The sequence below is a fragment of the Hymenobacter koreensis genome, assembly GCF_039541855.1.
Lineage (GTDB): Bacteria > Bacteroidota > Bacteroidia > Cytophagales > Hymenobacteraceae > Solirubrum > Solirubrum koreensis.
Genome location: NZ_BAABHA010000002.1, coordinates 132799 through 148591, shown reverse-complemented (window position 1 = coordinate 148591; position 15793 = coordinate 132799). Strand labels below are relative to the sequence as shown.

At 58.4% G+C, this 15793-nt stretch carries 18 protein-coding genes; 5 read left to right on the top strand and 13 right to left on the bottom strand.

The features are described from left to right. Window positions 1–29: 29 nt before the first annotated feature. Window positions 30–977: a hypothetical protein gene (locus ABD903_RS03545; protein ID WP_345221465.1), complete on the bottom strand. Its 948-nt coding sequence runs from the start codon at window positions 975–977 to the stop codon at window positions 30–32. Between the two features lie 126 nt (window positions 978–1103). Here ABD903_RS03545 and ABD903_RS03540 point away from each other — a divergent pair, with 126 nt between their 5' ends. Both ABD903_RS03540 and kdsA read left to right on the top strand, forming a co-directional pair. Then, entirely contained in the window at window positions 1104–1706 is a 603-nt protein-coding gene (locus ABD903_RS03540) for a methyltransferase domain-containing protein (protein WP_345221464.1), read from the top strand. A gap of 47 nt (window positions 1707–1753) precedes the next feature. Next, window positions 1754–2578 (top strand): 3-deoxy-8-phosphooctulonate synthase, encoded by an 825-nt coding sequence (gene kdsA, locus ABD903_RS03535; RefSeq protein ID WP_345221462.1) that lies wholly within the window; start codon window positions 1754–1756, stop codon window positions 2576–2578. A gap of 138 nt (window positions 2579–2716) precedes the next feature. On the opposite strand, the gene ABD903_RS03530 is transcribed toward kdsA, so the two are convergent. Together ABD903_RS03530 and apaG are read right to left on the bottom strand one after the other, a co-directional pair. Continuing rightward, window positions 2717–3424 (bottom strand): O-methyltransferase, encoded by a 708-nt coding sequence (locus ABD903_RS03530; protein WP_345221460.1) that lies wholly within the window; start codon window positions 3422–3424, stop codon window positions 2717–2719. Between the two features lie 227 nt (window positions 3425–3651). Next, window positions 3652–4038 carry a Co2+/Mg2+ efflux protein ApaG gene (gene apaG, locus ABD903_RS03525; RefSeq protein WP_345221458.1) on the bottom strand — a complete coding sequence of 129 codons (387 nt, stop codon included), beginning with the start codon at window positions 4036–4038 and terminating at the stop codon, window positions 3652–3654. Between the two features lie 127 nt (window positions 4039–4165). On the opposite strand from apaG, the gene ABD903_RS03520 reads away from it, so the two are divergent. Next, window positions 4166–4828, top strand: coding sequence for a uracil-DNA glycosylase (locus ABD903_RS03520; RefSeq protein ID WP_345221456.1), 663 nt, complete (start codon window positions 4166–4168; stop codon window positions 4826–4828). Between the two features lie 193 nt (window positions 4829–5021). On the opposite strand, the gene lepB is transcribed toward ABD903_RS03520, so the two are convergent. The 5 genes from lepB to ABD903_RS03495 all read right to left on the bottom strand — a co-directional run bounded on the left by lepB (window position 5022) and on the right by ABD903_RS03495 (window position 10404). Beyond that, window positions 5022–6182: a signal peptidase I gene (gene lepB / locus ABD903_RS03515; RefSeq protein ID WP_345221455.1), complete on the bottom strand. Its 1161-nt coding sequence runs from the start codon at window positions 6180–6182 to the stop codon at window positions 5022–5024. Window positions 6183–6367: 185 nt separating this feature from the next. After that, window positions 6368–7087 carry a 4-hydroxy-tetrahydrodipicolinate reductase gene (dapB, locus tag ABD903_RS03510; RefSeq protein WP_345221453.1) on the bottom strand — a complete coding sequence of 240 codons (720 nt, stop codon included), beginning with the start codon at window positions 7085–7087 and terminating at the stop codon, window positions 6368–6370. 21 nt (window positions 7088–7108) lie between these two features. Continuing rightward, window positions 7109–7858 carry a DUF5683 domain-containing protein gene (locus tag ABD903_RS03505; RefSeq protein ID WP_345221451.1) on the bottom strand — a complete coding sequence of 250 codons (750 nt, stop codon included), beginning with the start codon at window positions 7856–7858 and terminating at the stop codon, window positions 7109–7111. A gap of 18 nt (window positions 7859–7876) precedes the next feature. Beyond that, window positions 7877–8821 (bottom strand): ParB/RepB/Spo0J family partition protein, encoded by a 945-nt coding sequence (locus ABD903_RS03500; protein ID WP_345221449.1) that lies wholly within the window; start codon window positions 8819–8821, stop codon window positions 7877–7879. Window positions 8822–9051: 230 nt separating this feature from the next. Continuing rightward, complete coding sequence (locus ABD903_RS03495; protein WP_345221447.1) at window positions 9052–10404, bottom strand: D-alanyl-D-alanine carboxypeptidase; 1353 nt, start codon at window positions 10402–10404, stop codon at window positions 9052–9054. A 174-nt stretch (window positions 10405–10578) separates the two neighbouring features. Here ABD903_RS03495 and ABD903_RS03490 point away from each other — a divergent pair, with 174 nt between their 5' ends. Together ABD903_RS03490 and ABD903_RS03485 are read left to right on the top strand one after the other, a co-directional pair. Then, window positions 10579–11034, top strand: coding sequence for a DUF2147 domain-containing protein (locus ABD903_RS03490; RefSeq protein ID WP_345221445.1), 456 nt, complete (start codon window positions 10579–10581; stop codon window positions 11032–11034). A 7-nt stretch (window positions 11035–11041) separates the two neighbouring features. Then, complete coding sequence (locus tag ABD903_RS03485) at window positions 11042–12088, top strand: DUF6268 family outer membrane beta-barrel protein (protein ID WP_345221443.1); 1047 nt, start codon at window positions 11042–11044, stop codon at window positions 12086–12088. A 178-nt stretch (window positions 12089–12266) separates the two neighbouring features. On the opposite strand, the gene ABD903_RS03480 is transcribed toward ABD903_RS03485, so the two are convergent. The 5 genes from ABD903_RS03480 to ABD903_RS03460 form a co-directional block, all read right to left on the bottom strand. Continuing rightward, window positions 12267–12485 (bottom strand): hypothetical protein, encoded by a 219-nt coding sequence (locus ABD903_RS03480; RefSeq protein WP_345221441.1) that lies wholly within the window; start codon window positions 12483–12485, stop codon window positions 12267–12269. A 399-nt stretch (window positions 12486–12884) separates the two neighbouring features. After that, window positions 12885–13304, bottom strand: coding sequence for a hypothetical protein (locus ABD903_RS03475; RefSeq protein ID WP_345221439.1), 420 nt, complete (start codon window positions 13302–13304; stop codon window positions 12885–12887). Window positions 13305–13464: 160 nt separating this feature from the next. Then, a complete protein-coding gene (locus tag ABD903_RS03470) occupies window positions 13465–14070 on the bottom strand; it encodes a helix-turn-helix domain-containing protein (protein WP_345221437.1) in 606 nt (201 codons plus the stop codon). 431 nt (window positions 14071–14501) lie between these two features. Continuing rightward, window positions 14502–14948 carry a hypothetical protein gene (locus tag ABD903_RS03465; protein WP_345221435.1) on the bottom strand — a complete coding sequence of 149 codons (447 nt, stop codon included), beginning with the start codon at window positions 14946–14948 and terminating at the stop codon, window positions 14502–14504. A 224-nt stretch (window positions 14949–15172) separates the two neighbouring features. Next, a complete protein-coding gene (locus tag ABD903_RS03460; RefSeq protein WP_345221434.1) occupies window positions 15173–15658 on the bottom strand; it encodes a hypothetical protein in 486 nt (161 codons plus the stop codon). Window positions 15659–15793 lie beyond the last annotated feature (135 nt).

Genomic DNA, 15793 nt, shown 5'->3' with positions numbered 1-15793 from the left:
CGGAGGCCGTTGGCCTCCAGAACGGTCGGCTATTTCAGGGTAAAGCTGGTTTTACCGATCATGTAGCCATCGGCGTACAGTTCCACGGTATGTGCACCGGGCTTGTACTCGGCGCCTTTGGCGTACACAAACTGCACGGGCTGGCGGGTGTTGTCGAACACCACCTCCTGCTTGGCGGTGTAAAAGGCTTCGTTGCCTTCGCTGATAAACGTGCCACCGCCGGTGCTCAAGTTGTAGAGGGCCGAGCCATCGGGCTCCAGCAGGCGCATCACAATCTGCTTGGTTTCCTTGGGCGCTACGTCGTTGCGGCTCAGGTTGAAGGTTACTTTAACCTTGTCCACCTTTCTGGCGCGGAACTCGTTGTCGTCGTCGTCATCCTCCTTATTGCGGCGGTTGATAACGGCAATGCGAATGTTCTCGGCCTGCAGGCGCGAGGCAATGGCTACTTTCTCGCTCAGTTCCTGGTTCGAGCGGGCTACGGTCGTCAGCGTGTCGCTGAGGCGGTTCTGACGGTCCTTCAGGGTTTGCGTCTCGGTGAAGAGCGTTTCGTTGTCTTTCTTCAGCTGCGCAATTTCCTCGTCTTTCTGGCGCAGTTGCCGCTCAAAGTTCGAAGCGCGCTGCTGAAAGCGTTTCTGATCGGCAATGGAGAACGAGCCGGCGCGGAAGGAGCGCAGCTTTAACAAATCGGCGTTAATGCTGGCAATCTTGGCTTCGAGCGAGTCGTTGGCTAGGCCCATGCCCTGCAGTTCCTGGCTTTGACGCTCAAAATCGCCTTTCAGGGTTTCGTATTGCTTGATTTGCTCTTCAAGCTTAACGTCTTTGGCCTTAATGTCGGTGGTGAGTTGCTCGTTCTGCTTGGCTTTCTGTTGGTTCATGTAAAACAGAATGCCGTTGATGCCCAGCAGCACGAGAAACAGCGCTACTATCAGCAAGACGCGGTTGTTATTGCGGCGTTCGGGGGCCTGCTCTTGTTCCATTGCAACGGGGAAAAGTGAATTGAAGCCGGGCCGCTTCTGGTACGGCCACGACGTTACCTTTACGGCAAAAATAGACGGATATTATCCCCGGGCAACTTTTTGCTGCCTGCTTGCACCGCTTTCTGTATGGATTCTATACCCTTCGATGCCGCTTACTGGACTGCCCGCTACCACGCCGGCCGCGACGCTTGGGACGTGGGCACCATCACGGAACCGCTGCGCGCGTACTTCGCGCAACTCGGTGAGCCTGACCAACGTCGCATCCTGATTCCCGGTGCCGGCAGGGCCTACGAAGCCGAGTGGCTGCACCGCCAAGGGTGGCCCAATGTGGTCGTTTCCGACATTGCTCCCGAGGCCTTAACTGCCCTGCAACAGCGCGTGCCCGATTTTCCTGCGGAGCATCTACTGCTGCAGGATTTCTTTGCCATGGAGCCGGCCTACGACCTCATCGTGGAGCAAACCTTCTTCTGCGCCCTCAATCCCAGTCAGCGCCCCGCTTATGCCCAGCAGTGCGCTCATTTGCTTCGGCCCGGCAGTAAGCTGGTGGGCTTGTTGTTCGAAACAAGTTTCGGTAACCCCCAGGAGCCGCCCTTTGGCGGCACCCGCGAGGAGTACCGGGCCTACTTTGAGCCGTACTTTGATTTCGTGCATTTCGACACGGCCCATAATTCCATAAAGCCCCGCCAAGACCGGGAGCTGTTTATTTGTTTGCAGCGCAAATCCCTTTAATAGCCACGCTTGGCCTTTCGTTGTTCACCGCCAACCGGCGCCCCGTCATGCTAGAAAACCTCACCACCGCATTGCCCAATTTCCGCCACGCTAACTCCGGCCAGTTCTTTCTGATGGCTGGCCCTTGCGTTATCGAAGGCGAAGACATGGCCCTGCGCATTGCCGAGCAGGTGCGCACCATCTGCGACCGGCTGCAAATCCCCTACATCTTTAAAGGTTCGTACCGCAAAGCCAACCGCAGCCGCCTGGATTCCTTCACCGGCATCGGCGATGAAACCGCCCTGCGCATCCTGCAGAAGGTAGGCCGCGAAATAGGCGTGCCCACGGTAACCGACATCCACGAATCGAGCGAAGCGGCTTTGGCTGCCGAATACGTGGACGTACTGCAGATTCCCGCCTTCCTGTGTCGCCAAACCGAATTGCTGGTGGCCGCCGCCCAAACCGGCAAGGTGGTGAACGTGAAGAAGGGCCAGTTTCTCTCGGGTGAGTCCATGCAGTTTGCCGTGGACAAGGTGCAGCAGTCGGGCAACCCGCACGTCATTCTCACCGACCGCGGCAACTCTTTCGGCTACTCCGATCTGGTCGTTGACTTTCGCAACCTGCCCACCATGCGCGCTTTCGGCGTGCCCGTGGTGATGGATGTGACGCACTCCCTGCAGCAGCCCAACCAAAGCAGCGGCGTAACCGGCGGGCAGCCCCAGCTCATCGAAACCATTGCCAAAGCCGCCATTGCCGTGGGCGCCGACGGCCTGTTCATCGAAACGCACCCCACGCCCGCCACGGCCTTATCCGACGGCGCCAACATGTTGCAGCTGGACCGGCTGCAAACCCTGCTCGAAAAGCTGACGCGGGTACGTGAGGCCGTGCGGTAGTAGTAGCCGTTAGTTTAGCAATTAGCCGTCATCCTGAGCGCAGCGAAGGACCTTATCACAGAAGAACAACTTGTTCATGCGTGATAAGGTCCTTCGCTGCGCTCAGGATGACGTGTGTTTAAGCAAACGGGCCTAATGCTACACGCCCAAACCGCGGGCTTCAATGCGCAAGGTGAAATGCTGTTTGGGCTGGCTTTTGCGGAAGAACACCAGGCCGATAAAGAACAAGTCGATGGTCAGCCGCACCTCGGGGTGAGCTTTAATAGTGGCCCAAGCCTGCTCCATTTCCCCCGACCAGTGAATGTCATCGAAGATGAACAGGGAATCATCGGTGCGGTAGGGGAGGCACTGCTCGAAATAGCGCACCGTGGGTTCGTAGCGGTGGTTGCCGTCGAAGAAAGCAAAATCGAGCTTGCCGGGCAGCTCTTGCAGTACTTGCGGCAGCGTCTCATCGAAGTTACCCTCGGTGAGGTGCACGTTGCTGAGCTGCATGTGCTGCAAGGTTTCGCGCGCTATGGCGGCCGTTTGCGGGCAGCCTTCCAGCGTAAACACCCGGGCTTTAGACGATGCCGCGGCTAAATAAGCCGTGGTAAGGCCCAACGATGTACCCAACTCCAGAATAGTGGTGGGTTGGAAGCGGTTTACCAACCGAAACAATAGCTGCGCCAGCCGGGCCGGTTTAGCAGCAGAACGGGCCACGGCGCGGATTTCCCGCTCGTTGCCGGCGCCTGTTTGCGAGCCGGCACCGAAATCGGTAATGCGCAGGCGTCGCCGGTCCTGGCGCAGGGCGTGGCGGCGCTGCTCCACGGCGGCAAAGGCGTAATAGGTACCGGTGTGCAGTACCACATCGGTATAGAGGCCAAAAACAAACGGGGAATGCAGCCCGTGTGCATTCCCCGACCGAAGCCAGAACCGAACAAAGCGCAGTGCCTGTTGAAGCAAGGAGGTAACAAAAAACGGGTGGGAACTGGCTGGCAAGGTACGCACGAAGCCAGGCAATGCAGGTGCCACTACGCGCAACGCCCGCCCGAAGTAATTCTTTGGGCGGGCGTTGCGCGTTAAAAAAGCAGGGGCTAATTCAGCCGGAAAGGCACTACCAGGGTAAACTCCGGAATGTTGACCTCAAAAGTGCGACCGTCCACCACGCGCTCCATCAGGTAGGTGCCGCGCATCTTGCCGATGCCCGTTTTCAGGTTACAGCCCGATACGTACTGGTGGGCGTCGCCGGGCTCCAGGGTGGGTTGCTGGCCTACCACGCCTTCGCCTTCTACCTCGCGCACCACGCCGTTGGCGTCGTGAATGTGCCAGTGGCGGCGTAACAGCTTCACGGTGTACTCGCTGTGGTTGCGAATGTCAATTTTATAGGCGAAAACGAAATGCTCCTGCTGGGGGCTGGAGTAGTCGGGCAAATAGCTGGTCGAAACGCTGACCGTAACGCCTTGCGTGGTGGTCGAATTCATGACGGCTGGAAGTAGCGGCGGGGAAGGAAAGTACTCTGAGGCTAACAGTAGCCTTTGGGTTTTGGTTTACGTACGCTAGCGGGCTACGTTTAGCCCTTGTTTCACGACCTCCAAAAACCACGCAGGTATGTCGGTAAAGATAGAAGAAAGCTGGCGCAAGGTGTTGCAGCCCGAGTTCGAAAAGCCCTACTTTCAGCAGCTTATTGCGTTTGTGAAGGAAGAGTACGCCACCCAAACGGTGTACCCGGCCGGCACCCAGATTTTTCACGCTTTCGACGCCTGCCCCTTCGAGCAGGTGAAAGTGGTTATCCTGGGCCAGGACCCCTACCACGGCCGCGGCCAGGCTCACGGCCTTGCGTTTTCGGTGCAACACGGGGTGCGCAGCCCCCCTTCGCTTATCAACGTATTCAAGGAGCTGGAAAGCGACCTGGGCACGCCCCGCCCACCCGACGGCAACCTCGACCGGTGGGCCCAGCAGGGGGTGCTACTATTGAATGCCACGCTCACGGTCCGGGCTGCTACGCCTGGCTCGCACCAGAAAAAGGGCTGGGAAGAATTTACCGATGCTGTCATCCGAAAAATTTCGGAGGAAAAAGAGCATGTAGTATTCATCCTCTGGGGCGCTTATGCCCAGAAAAAAGCCGAGCTGATTGACCAGCGCAAGCACCTGATTCTGAAAGCCGCGCACCCCTCGCCTTACGCCGCCGATAAAGGCTTTTTCGGCTCACGGCCGTTCAGCAAAACCAACGCGTATTTGCAGGAGCACGGCCTGCCCGGCATCAACTGGTAATCACGGATTTTTCGGATTCGACGGCTTACCCGGTTTTTGTAGCTGGCGTGGGTTTGCGCGGCGCGGAGTGGGCGTGGGGTGACCTTGGGGTACCGGTGGCTTAAAAAAAAGTGGTGCCACCGCCTAGAGCGGTGGCACCACGTGGGCGTCCACAAAATCCGTTCAATCCGTCGAATCCGAAAAATCCGTGGTCTTAGTCGATGGTGTGGAACAGGCGGTTCCAGCGGATTTTGCTCAGGAACGACGCGTTCGGGTCCACCGACATCCAGATGAGCACTGCTTTGCCCACAATGTGGTCTTCGGGTACGAAACCCCAGTAGCGCGAGTCCAGAGAGTCGTGGCGGTTGTCGCCCATCATGAAGTAGTAGTTCTGCTTGAAGGTATAGCTGGTGAGCGGCTTGCCGTTCTGTAGAATCTGGTTGCCCTGTACCGTAATGCCCTCGTTGTGCTCGTAGCGCTGGATGATTTTCTGGTAGATGGGCACGTTTTGCGGTGTGAGTTGCACCGTCTGGCCTTTCTTGGGTAGCTGCAGCGGGCCGTAATTGTCGCGGTTCCAGTTTACCACGTTGGTGGGGTTGCTGTGCGGGTAATCGGGGTTGTTGGGGAATACGTCCAGCTCGGCTTTACCGGGCTCCGAGTCCTCCCGAACCAGGGTACGCACGTAGGGCTGCTGCTTGAAGAAGGCCGCCGCGGTAGCCGTCATGTCCACCACGTAGGTGGGGGAGGGGAAATTGGGGTTGGGTGTGGGCAAGCCTTCGGCCTCGCCGTAGCTCACCACGTTGTACTGTTTAAAGGCCGTCTTCAGCTCGTCGTTGGGCTGAGGCACGTCCAGGTAGTAACGGGTTTGCGACTCGGGCGGCGTGGGGTTCACTTGACCATTCACGTACACCTGCTGGTTGCGTACTTCCAGCACGTCGCCAGCCACGGCCACGCAGCGCTTGATGTAGTTCGTGCGCAAATCGGCGGGGTGCTGGCTCTCGAAGGGCACGTTAAACACCACCACGTCGTTGCGCTTTACCTCCGAAAAGCCAGGCAAACGGTACGACGGCAGCTGAATGGCGTCGGAGTAGCTGGCTATGTTAGTGCCCCACATGGTTTGGTGGGTAAGCGGCACTTGCAGCGGGGTTTGGGGCGTACGCGGGCCGTAATGCAACTTGCTCACGAATAGGTAGTCGCCCACCAGCAAGGAATGCTCCATGGAGGGCGTGGGAATGGTGTACGCTTCAAACGTGGCCCAGCGAATGAGCGTGGCGGCCACCACCGCAAACAGAATAGCGTCGCCCCACTCGCGCCAAAAGCTCTTGGGCTTGGGTGGTTGGTCAGCTTGTTTTTTCTTCCAGAAAGTAACTGCCATCGGCGGTAGTGAGGTAATGAGGTGACGGGTGACGCGTCACGCAGGAGAAAATGAGCGGCTTTCATGGCCCAGGCCACCACTGGTAAGTAGGCAGCAAGGATACGGGGTCGAACTGAATTTCAACGCACAGGCGTCGGAAAATGTAAACCGGCCCTGCTCGCTCACTGCGCACGCATCACCCAAAATTACAGGCCCAGCAGGTCTTTCATGCCAAACACGCCCTTGTGGCTGGGCAGCCATTCGGCGGCCAGCACGGCGCCGTGCCCGAACCCCTCGCGTGACAACGCCTCGTGCTTGAGCTCCAGGTTGTCGGCCGCCGAGGTGTAGGTAACGATGTGGGTGCCCACAACCTCGCCCGACCGCTCGGAGATAATAGCCAGTTCCTGCTCCGACTGCGCCATGTCGTTGCGCCAGGTCTTTTTGTTGGGGTAGTGGCGCAAAATGCCATCGGCCACGGTGAGGGCCGTGCCACTGGGCTGGTCCACCTTGTGAACGTGGTGAATTTCGCGCACCTGCACATCGTAGCCCCCAAACTGGTGCATTTTGGCTGCGATGTACTCGTTGAAGTGAAAGAACAGATTCACGCCTACACTGTAATTCGAGGCGTAAAACAACGAGCCGCCGGTTTCCTGACACAGCTCGCGGGCTTCGGGAAAGCGGTGCAGCCAGCCCGTGGAGCCGCATACCACCGGCAGCCCCTGGCGCAGGCAGGCCGTTACGTTGGCAAAAGCCGCATCGGGGTGGGTAAACTCTATGGCCACATCGGCGTTCTGCGGACCAAAATCGGTGAGCTGTACGTCGGGGTGAGAGGGGTCGATGATACCGGCAATCTGGTGGCCGCGGCTCAGGGCCTGGGCTTCGATGGTACGGCCCATTTTACCGTATCCGATCAGCAAAATCTTCATAGCGAGGAAAAACGTCAGAAATTACCGGCGCAGGGCCGGGGCTGCTGGCGAGTGCAGCGTGAGGGTAAAAGCCATGCCCAGGGTGGGCGGAGCGCCCATGCCGGGCAGCATTAGCTGGGGCGAGTAACGCAGGCTGAGGTTGTCACCCACGTCGAAATCGTGCAGGTGGCCGTCTACCAGCGCATCCACCACCTGCATGCCGTACGCCACGGCAACGTAGGCTACAAACACGTCGCGCCGGTTGCGGTAGCGGCTGAATTGTGTTTGCTGGCGCCTGTCGCCTTCGGGCGTTTGAGGATACAGCGCCGGATTGCCGGAACGTTCGCCCCGGTCAATGAAAGAAGCTACTGCGGCTTGGTCAACGGGAATCCGTTTCTCCGCTTGCTGCCGGTCCAGCCGAATCAGGTACCCCGCCCTGAATTCCTTATAAAGGTCGAGGTAAAACAGCTCGCCGTAAATGGTAGCGCCTAAAGCACCGTACACCAGCGGCAACTTCCAGTACTTGCGGTTGTAAATCTGGCCGGCGCCGGGCAACAGCAGGGATAAGGTGGCCGATTTGGCCGGCCGCGTCATGCGAAAGCCGAACAGGCGTTCCGTGCGCCGCAACGAATCGGTTTTGGCTGCAGCGGCTGCGGCTACCTGCACCGAGTCGGGCCCGGCGGTAACGGTTTGGGCCTGCAATGCGCCGGCCGGGAAAAGCAGCAGCCCCACCGCTACCAGCAGTGGGGCCGCCCGATGCAGGGCAAGGCTTACGAAACGAACGTTGCTCATAGGCTACCCCAACACGGACTAAGCCGGCTGCAGTATGTTCAGGATGCGGTGCATATCCTCGGCCGAGTCAAAGGCAATGCGGATTTCGCCGCGTCCCTGAGCCGTGGGCTTCACTTGCACGCGCGAGCCAAACCGGTCGGACAAGTGGCGCTCGGCCCGCTTGATTTCGGCCGGCGGCACGGGCAGCTGCTCGTCCTGGGGCTGGTTGCCGGCCGCGGGCTTGGCGGCCGGTGCCACGCCTTGGCGTACCAACTGCTCCACGCGCCGCACCGACATGTCCTCGGCCACAATGCGCTCAAACAGGTTCAGCTGGTGGCCGCCGTCTTCCACGCTCAGCAGAGCGCGGGCGTGGCCCATGGAAATCAGCGAGTCGCGCAGGCCAATCTGGATGGCGGGCGGCAGCTTCAGCAGGCGCAGGTAGTTGGTTACCGTCGAGCGGTTTTTGCCTACCCGGTCGCCCAACTCTTCCTGCTTCAAATTACACTCGCTCACCAAACGCTGGTAGCTAAGGGCAATTTCAATGGCGTTCAGGTTTTCGCGCTGAATGTTCTCAATCAGCGCCATTTCCAGCATTTGCTGGTCGTCGGCTTTGCGGATGTAAGCCGGAATGGTTTCCAGGCCGGCCAGCTTGGAGGCCTGCAAACGCCGTTCCCCCGAAATCAGCTGGTAGGCGGCTGGGCCCACCTGGCGCAGCGTTACGGGCTGAATAATGCCCTGAATCCGGATGCTCTCGGCCAGTTCCTGCAGGGCATCCTGGTCGAAATGGGTACGGGGCTGGTAGGGGTTGGCTTCAATTTGCTCCACCGGAATCAAACCCACCGAGTTGACGGGGTGCGGCACCAGCCGTTCGCCCTTCTTCTCGTAGCTTCCTTCGATGAGGGCATTCAACCCGCGACCCAGGCCACCCACGCGGCGCTTCGGCAACGGCGTCGGGGAGGTTTTCTCTTCGTGCTTCTCAGACATACTCGCTCGGGAACCCGCCGGCCAAATTAGGGCCGACTGGAAACCAAAAATAGGGGAAAGCGGCGGGAAAACGCCTACTTTTTTTGTGGAACCTTCGGGTGTGTGTGTTGAAAACGACTGATTAGTAATTAATTGTGCGTGGAACATTTTGCGCGCCAGCCAGCCCAAGCTTGAAATGAGCAAGACCCGGGTATTCCCAGAACGAGACGCTGCCGCACGGTTTCCAACGCCTACAACTGTTCCCGCACCAGTGTTAGCAGCCGTTCCATTTCGCGCCTAATGACGGGGCTTTCGGCCAAGTGGTTGTTGTTCATAAAGCTGAACGCCAGCAGGTGACCCGCCTTGGTGCGCACGAAGCCGCACAGGTTGTGGTTGTTCGAGAGCGTGCCGGTTTTGCCCCACAGCCACGGCTTTTTATCGAGCGGCCGAAACGCGCGCCGCAACGTGCCTTGCCCGCCACCAGCCGCCAGCAGGCTCAGCAACCGCGGCTCGGGCACCAGTTGATGCAGCTTGAGCAGCAGTGCCACTTGGTTGCGCGGCGTAGTCAGGTTCAGGCGCGACAGGCCCGAGCCGTCCACCCATGCTGTGGAGTCGGGCAGGCCGCGCAGCCAGCCTTGGCGGCGCACGTGCCGGATAACGCGGCCCGCACTAAGCGAATCGTGGCCGAGCTGAGCCGAGCAGAGCAGCAGCAGCTGTTCGGCCAGCAGGTTGTCGCTCACGCGAATGGTGCGGCGCAGCAGCGAATCGATGGGCAGGCCGTGGAGGGTGCGCGGCTGCTCACCGGGCCGCAATTGCCAGCGGCCGGGCTGCACGTCGCGGTGCAGGGTGTCGCGCAGCAGCGCGAGCAGCAGCTCGGGGCTGGTGCGGAACGGGCTTTCATCAACCCAGGCTTTTGGGGAAGGAAACCACGTGTAGCGGTTGGCTTCCACTTCGCGCCGTACGTGGTCGGGGCTGGTGGCGCCGGGTGGCGCGGCCTGCACTAAGGGCCGGAAAGTGCGGGGCTGTACTACCGGGGCGCGGCCGGGCTGGCGGGCGTAAAAGCGCACGGTGTGGCCGTAAATGGGGAAGGTGCCGCGCTCGGGCTGGAAGTAGTAGGGGAAATCGTCCCAGGTCCAGCCGGGACCAAAAACCGGCTCGGCGTACGGCGTGGAGCAGAGCACCAGCGGCCCCGGCCAGCGCTGCATAAAGGTATAAGCCCGGGCCGAAGGCACGTCGCCGTGGAGCAGGGTAGGGTCGCCGGTACCGCGCACCAGCAGCGTGTCGCCGCGGATGAGGTAGTGCAGACTGGGTACCGAATCGGGCAGCATGCGCAGGGCCGCGTAAAGCGTGAGCAGCTTGTGGGTGCTGGCCGGCGTGAAATACTGCTCGGCGTGCCAGCTCAGCAGGTTTTGGCCGGTGGCCACATCGGTGAGCTGCAGGCCAGCGTGGTGCTGGCGCAGCACGGGCGAAGCCTCCAGCTCGCGCAGCAGCCAATCGGTGGGCGCGGCGGGCAGGGGAGGAGGCGCGGTAGGCGGGGTGGTTTGGGCCGTGGCAACGGCTGCGCGCAGGGCCAAACCGGCAACTATGAGAAACAGGCGACGCATCAGACGCCTAAGCTACGGCGCGCCGGCCGAGTAACGCATGTGAAAACCTCCGGCTTCGCGGCTTCTGGAAAAGCGCGGGAATCATAGCTCAGTCAAAATTTATGATAGCAATACTTTTATTTGAGGGCTTATTGGAATAGTTTTATGCCAAATCCCCACTCAAAAAGTGAATCCATGAACTGGTTGAAACACATCTTGCTGGTCGCCCTGCTGTTGGGCACCACCCTCTCTTGGGCGCTGGCCAAGAACCCCGACGACGTGCTGGGCGTCTGGAAAAATGGTGAAGGCACCGGCATGGTCCAGATTTACAAAAAGGGCGACAAGTACTACGGCCGGGTGGTGTGGCTAAAAGTGGCGAACAACCCCGACGGCACTCCCCGCACCGATGTGAACAACCCCGAAGAAAAGCTGCGCAAACGCCCCCTGAAAGGCCTCGAAAACCTGCGCGACTTTGTGTATGCCGGCGAAAACACCTGGGACTCGGGCAACGTGTACGACCCCAAAACGGGCAACGACTACTCCTGCGAAATGAAGCTCATCGATGCCAATACCCTCGAAGTGCGGGGCTTCATCGGCGTGTCGCTCTTCGGCCGCACCGATGTATGGAAACGGCAGGTAAAGAAGGGCTAGGCCGCGCATGAACAAACCTGTATTTCCCCTCCTCGCGCTGGCCCTGGCGTTAACCGCGTCAGTACCGGCATTGGCTCAAACCACGCCCGCCGATTCCCTGGACTTCGGCGAGTTCGGCGACGCCGACGACAAAAAGGCACAGGCTTACGCCACCCAGAAGGTGCTTTACCTAAGCCCCACCAAGCTGATTTCGGTGGGCTACGAGTTCCAGCCGTCGTTCGATATTACCTCCACCGGCCCCCATACCGGGGTTGCCGATCCGGCGCCGGCCACCGCCATTACGCAGCCGGTAAACCGCTTCGGCGGGGTGCGCCTGGGCGTGAATGCACCGGTTATTTCGCGCTCTAACTTCATTCTGAACCTCGGCCTCACGTACTGGAACACCGGCGTCCGGATTGCCAACCCCGAGCGGTCGGCGCAGTTCCGAGCCCTCAACCGGGGGTTGCGCTCCACGGGCTTTAACGCCACCGCCTTCAAGCCCTTTAACGAGAAGCACTTCCTGATTGTGCAGGCCAACGCCGACCTCAACGGCAACTACCGCAACCTCGACGACGTGAGCGGCAAAGCCGTGACCTACAGCGGCACGGGTATTTTCGGCTGGAAGCGTTCCGACAATTTCATGTGGGGCCTGGGCGTAACGCGCACCTACCGCGCCGGCCAGCTGCTGCACATTCCGGTGGTATTCTACAACCGCACTTTCAGCCCGAAATGGGGCGTGGAGGCCATCTTTCCGGCCCGCGTGAACCTGCGCCGCAGCTTTGGCACCACGTCGCTATTGATGCTGGGCTACGAGATTGAGGGCAACGCCTACTACCTCGGGGCCGTGAACGGGCGCGATTTGTACCTGCGCCGCGGCGAGCTAAAGCCCCGCATTACCTACGAGCGGCAGCTGGCAGGTTTCGTGTGGCTGTCGGCCCAGGCCGGCCTGCGCTACAACTGGCGCTTCAATGCCTTCGACAACCAGAACCCGACCGGCGACGACCCGGAGCGGTTTACCAACGACCTGGCCAACGCGCCGTACTTCAACGTCAGCATTAACCTGGTTAGCCCGTAAGCGGTAAGCATCTGGTCTTACTTTGGCTCCCTCACACAGAAGCCCCCGGTCACTGCGACCGGGGGCTTCTGTAGTTATTGGACCCTTGCGTGATTGTGCGGCGCTTAAGCCAGTGTTCAATGCGGGAAACGTTGCTACGGCACCGCCTGAAAAACTGGCTCTGTTATGCCCGAAGCCGCTAGCGCAGCACTTCGTTGCGTCGCATGGCCCGAACGTAAGACAGCTCTTTTTTACGGGGTGCAAACAGCCGGACGCGTGTTTTCTCAGGCTTAACCTCTTTCTGTTCCTTGGTCTCTTTTTTGGGATTGGGCTTGGTGGTATCGTCGGATAATGCCGCTCTGGCCGGTAGCGTGGTGGCCGAGAAAAGTAGTAACAGGAGTAGCGTAGCGAGTTTCATAGGCGGCAGGGTAAAAGGAAGAGTGGGATGCCACCACCATATATGGGTGTGGTGTATGCAGTTTTCAATTGCATGGCGTGAAATAACTATTAAATAAATTATAAACAAAATCATAGTTTAAAACCGCGGTAAACAACTCCTGCCGCCGGGTTAGCTGTTGGCGCAGGCTATGCGGTGCTGCGCACGAGCCCGTTGATGCGGCAGTCTTGCCGGCTGTGCACTGCACATCCACCAGCCGTGGAACAACGGGTAGCACAGCAGCCAAGGGCAACGCAAGGCCGCTTGGTGTAGAGCTGGTGCCGTGCGGAGTGACCGATGCCGTTCTCCCGTGTATTCACCAACAAAAAAGAGCCCCCGGCCGCCATGGCCGGGGGCTCTGTGCAGGCAAGTCAACGGTGCCTAAGCCGGCAACGCGTCGTGGCGGGCTTGCACCGCGGCAATGGCTCCGGTGAGCAGCGCCACTTGCGCGTCGACCTGGTCGGCGTCCACGTCGGCCAGGAAGGCGGCGGTGCCGCCGCTGTTGGCCGTGCGGTTGGTCAGGCGGGCTTTCTGGTAATTGGCCGTCAGCAGCTGGTCGTCGTAGCGCTGCCGGTCGGCGGCCGCGAGGTCGGGGCGGGCCAGCTGCTCGGTGAGGTAATTCACGCGGTCGGTGGCCGTGGCCAGGCGCGAGGCGGCCGAGGCGCCGGCGCGGTCTTCGCGGCGGTCCTGGTAGGCCAGGTTCTGGTCGCGGTTCTGGTAGCCGTCGATTTCGGCTTCCAGACTGGCTTTGGCTTCCAGGCACTGCGCCCGGTCTTTGAGGGTGTTAACGTCGTATGCCATGATGGACAAACGGGGATAAATGGTGGATAATAAAGAGTGGACCCAGAACGTATAGGATAGAATGAATATTATGCGCCGTGCTGCCCGCCGCACCTTTTTTGCGAGGCGGGGATGGCGGAGCAGGAGCGGCCTCACGGGCTCGGCTCGCTGCCCGCCCGCTTCAAGAGGCCGTGGGCGGCAGCAGGGCCCGCAACGCGGCGGCTTCGGTTTCCAGGGCTTCGGCTTGCAGGCGCAGCAGGTGGTAACGGGCGCTCAGGTGGGGCGGCAGGGCGGTGGGGCGCTGGGCTAGCCAGCGGTGGCGCTGCCAGCTGAGCCACGCCGGCCAGTGGGTGGCCGGGTTGGGCGCGGCGGCGGGGCCGGGGTCGGGCGGTAGCTCGGCCCGGATGGCCGGTAGCAGCGCGGCCCAACGGGCGGCCAGGGTGGCCTGGGCTTGCAGGGGGCGCAAGGCGCGGCGCAGGCGGCGGGCGTGGTGCTGGCAATAGTCGAGGCGGGCCGCGAGCGGGGCGGCCTCGGGCGGTGCCAGAGCCAGCGCGGGCCCGGCGGCGGCGGGCGGGGGCGAGGCGGCGGGCTGGGCCGGTGGCAAGTGCCGCAGCAGCGGGGCCAGGGCTTTGGCGGCGGCTTCGCTGAGGCCGCGCCGGCCGGTTTCCAGGTGGCCGGCCTGGGCTTTGCTGACACCCAGCCAAGCGGCTACGTCAAGCTGCGTGAAGCCAAAGTAGTCCCGCAGGGCCGCTACGGCGGTATCGGAGGATAGGGGAGGGCGCGGCACAGTGTAGACTTATTTTGCTGATGCTTTCGTGAAGTCTACAATATGTGTAGACTTTGATTGCTGTGCAAACGGGGTAGTCTACAAAACGGAATGGTAATCTGTAAATGGTTTAGTAGAGCGTGGCACGGGCATAATGTTACTCGTGTCAGGCCGTGCGGCTCTTATGGCCGGCTCAAACGATGGCACTTGTGCGGCACGGTGTCTGGTTGCCGTTGGAACAGTATCAGAGAATAGGCACGAGTTACGCTGCGAAGAACTCGCGCCATTGCATTATTATCAAAAGTAGCGGATAGCGTTTGGCAGATTTGCGATGGGCGGGCTTTTTACCACTAATGTTGATACGGAGCACAAAACTTTCGGCTACCACTAAACTGTCTGCGGAGCACAAAACCCCGCCTATTGCAAATGTGCTGTTAGGCATAGTGGTTCTGTCAGTCTGAGGATGAACCATAAATAAATAAGCATTTGTCGTTGTCAGTTTGCATTACAAATCTATAATCCCAATATACAGGATAGCCTGGTATTCCTTCTTCGTCAGGGTAGCTAAAGATTTTTGTATTTTCATTGATGAATTGTCTAAGAAAGTCTTTGTAAGCAAGTTGTAATTTTTCCAACTTCTCATTTTTCTTTTCGTCCAGTGTCAAACCAGCGGTGCTGTCGCCTCTGTAGCTTAGACCAAAATTTATTTCGTCCCAGAATTCTTCAACATTAAACGGAATAAGATTTGCAATTTCTGGTCTAGAGTCAGGAAATCTTTTTTTCAGGTTGATTTGAAATTCGTCAAGGTTGGTACAATTTTCAAAAATGTCAATTCCAAATGTCACTTGATAATTATATCCATACATTAAATGTTCAAGTTGATTTAGAATATCTCTCATAATTTCGGGTGTCTTACTATTATGCCTAACGTTGAAGCATTGGCGATGTGGCGGTATTCTGTATTCAGTCAGCCGGTTGCCGCTGCTGATTAAAGATACAGAAGCTCATTGTTTATTCTAATGCTCAGCGTTATCTGTCTGCCGAAACCAAAGCTCAAAAGCGAACAAAAAGCTGAGAATATATTCTTCACCCCGCCATATTGCCAATGCAATGTTAGCGGTAGTTATTTCTCTTTAAGTTCTATGTCAATTTTTTTTCGCAAGTCACTCTTTAAATTTATTTGAATCGGTTCAAAATGGATTGGTAATTTATTATCCATTGAATAGTCACGGGCTGTTTTCTCATAGTCTACCATACTTTGTTCGTTGGCAAATTTGTCTGTAAAGAAATTCAATCCAGTCATAAAATTTAAAGTCACAATTGTGTCCTTGGATTGAAAGCTCGCGAATGTCTGTGCCGTGCTAAGTCCTTGATAATAACCTAAGGTGTCTTTACGGTCATTGGTTATCACACACCAAACTTCTTTGGGTCGCTTGATTAGGTTGCTTTTCTGATAACCTTCTGATTGCCCTAAAGTATCTTTCCACTCGACAGAATACAAGTTTCTTTCATAGTCTTCTGGTATAACCTCAAATAGGATTTTCATTTTGGGCTTGGGATTGTCCGTCGAGTTACTTTTATAATTGCAACTAAAAACGCCTAAAGCCATAGATAAAAATATACAAGGTTGAAGTTTCATTATAATTACCGCTAACGGTTTGCAGATTTGCGATGGGCGGGCTTTTCACCACAAAACTTTATTCGAAGATAAAAACTTTCTGTAACCACAAAACTTTCTGCGGAG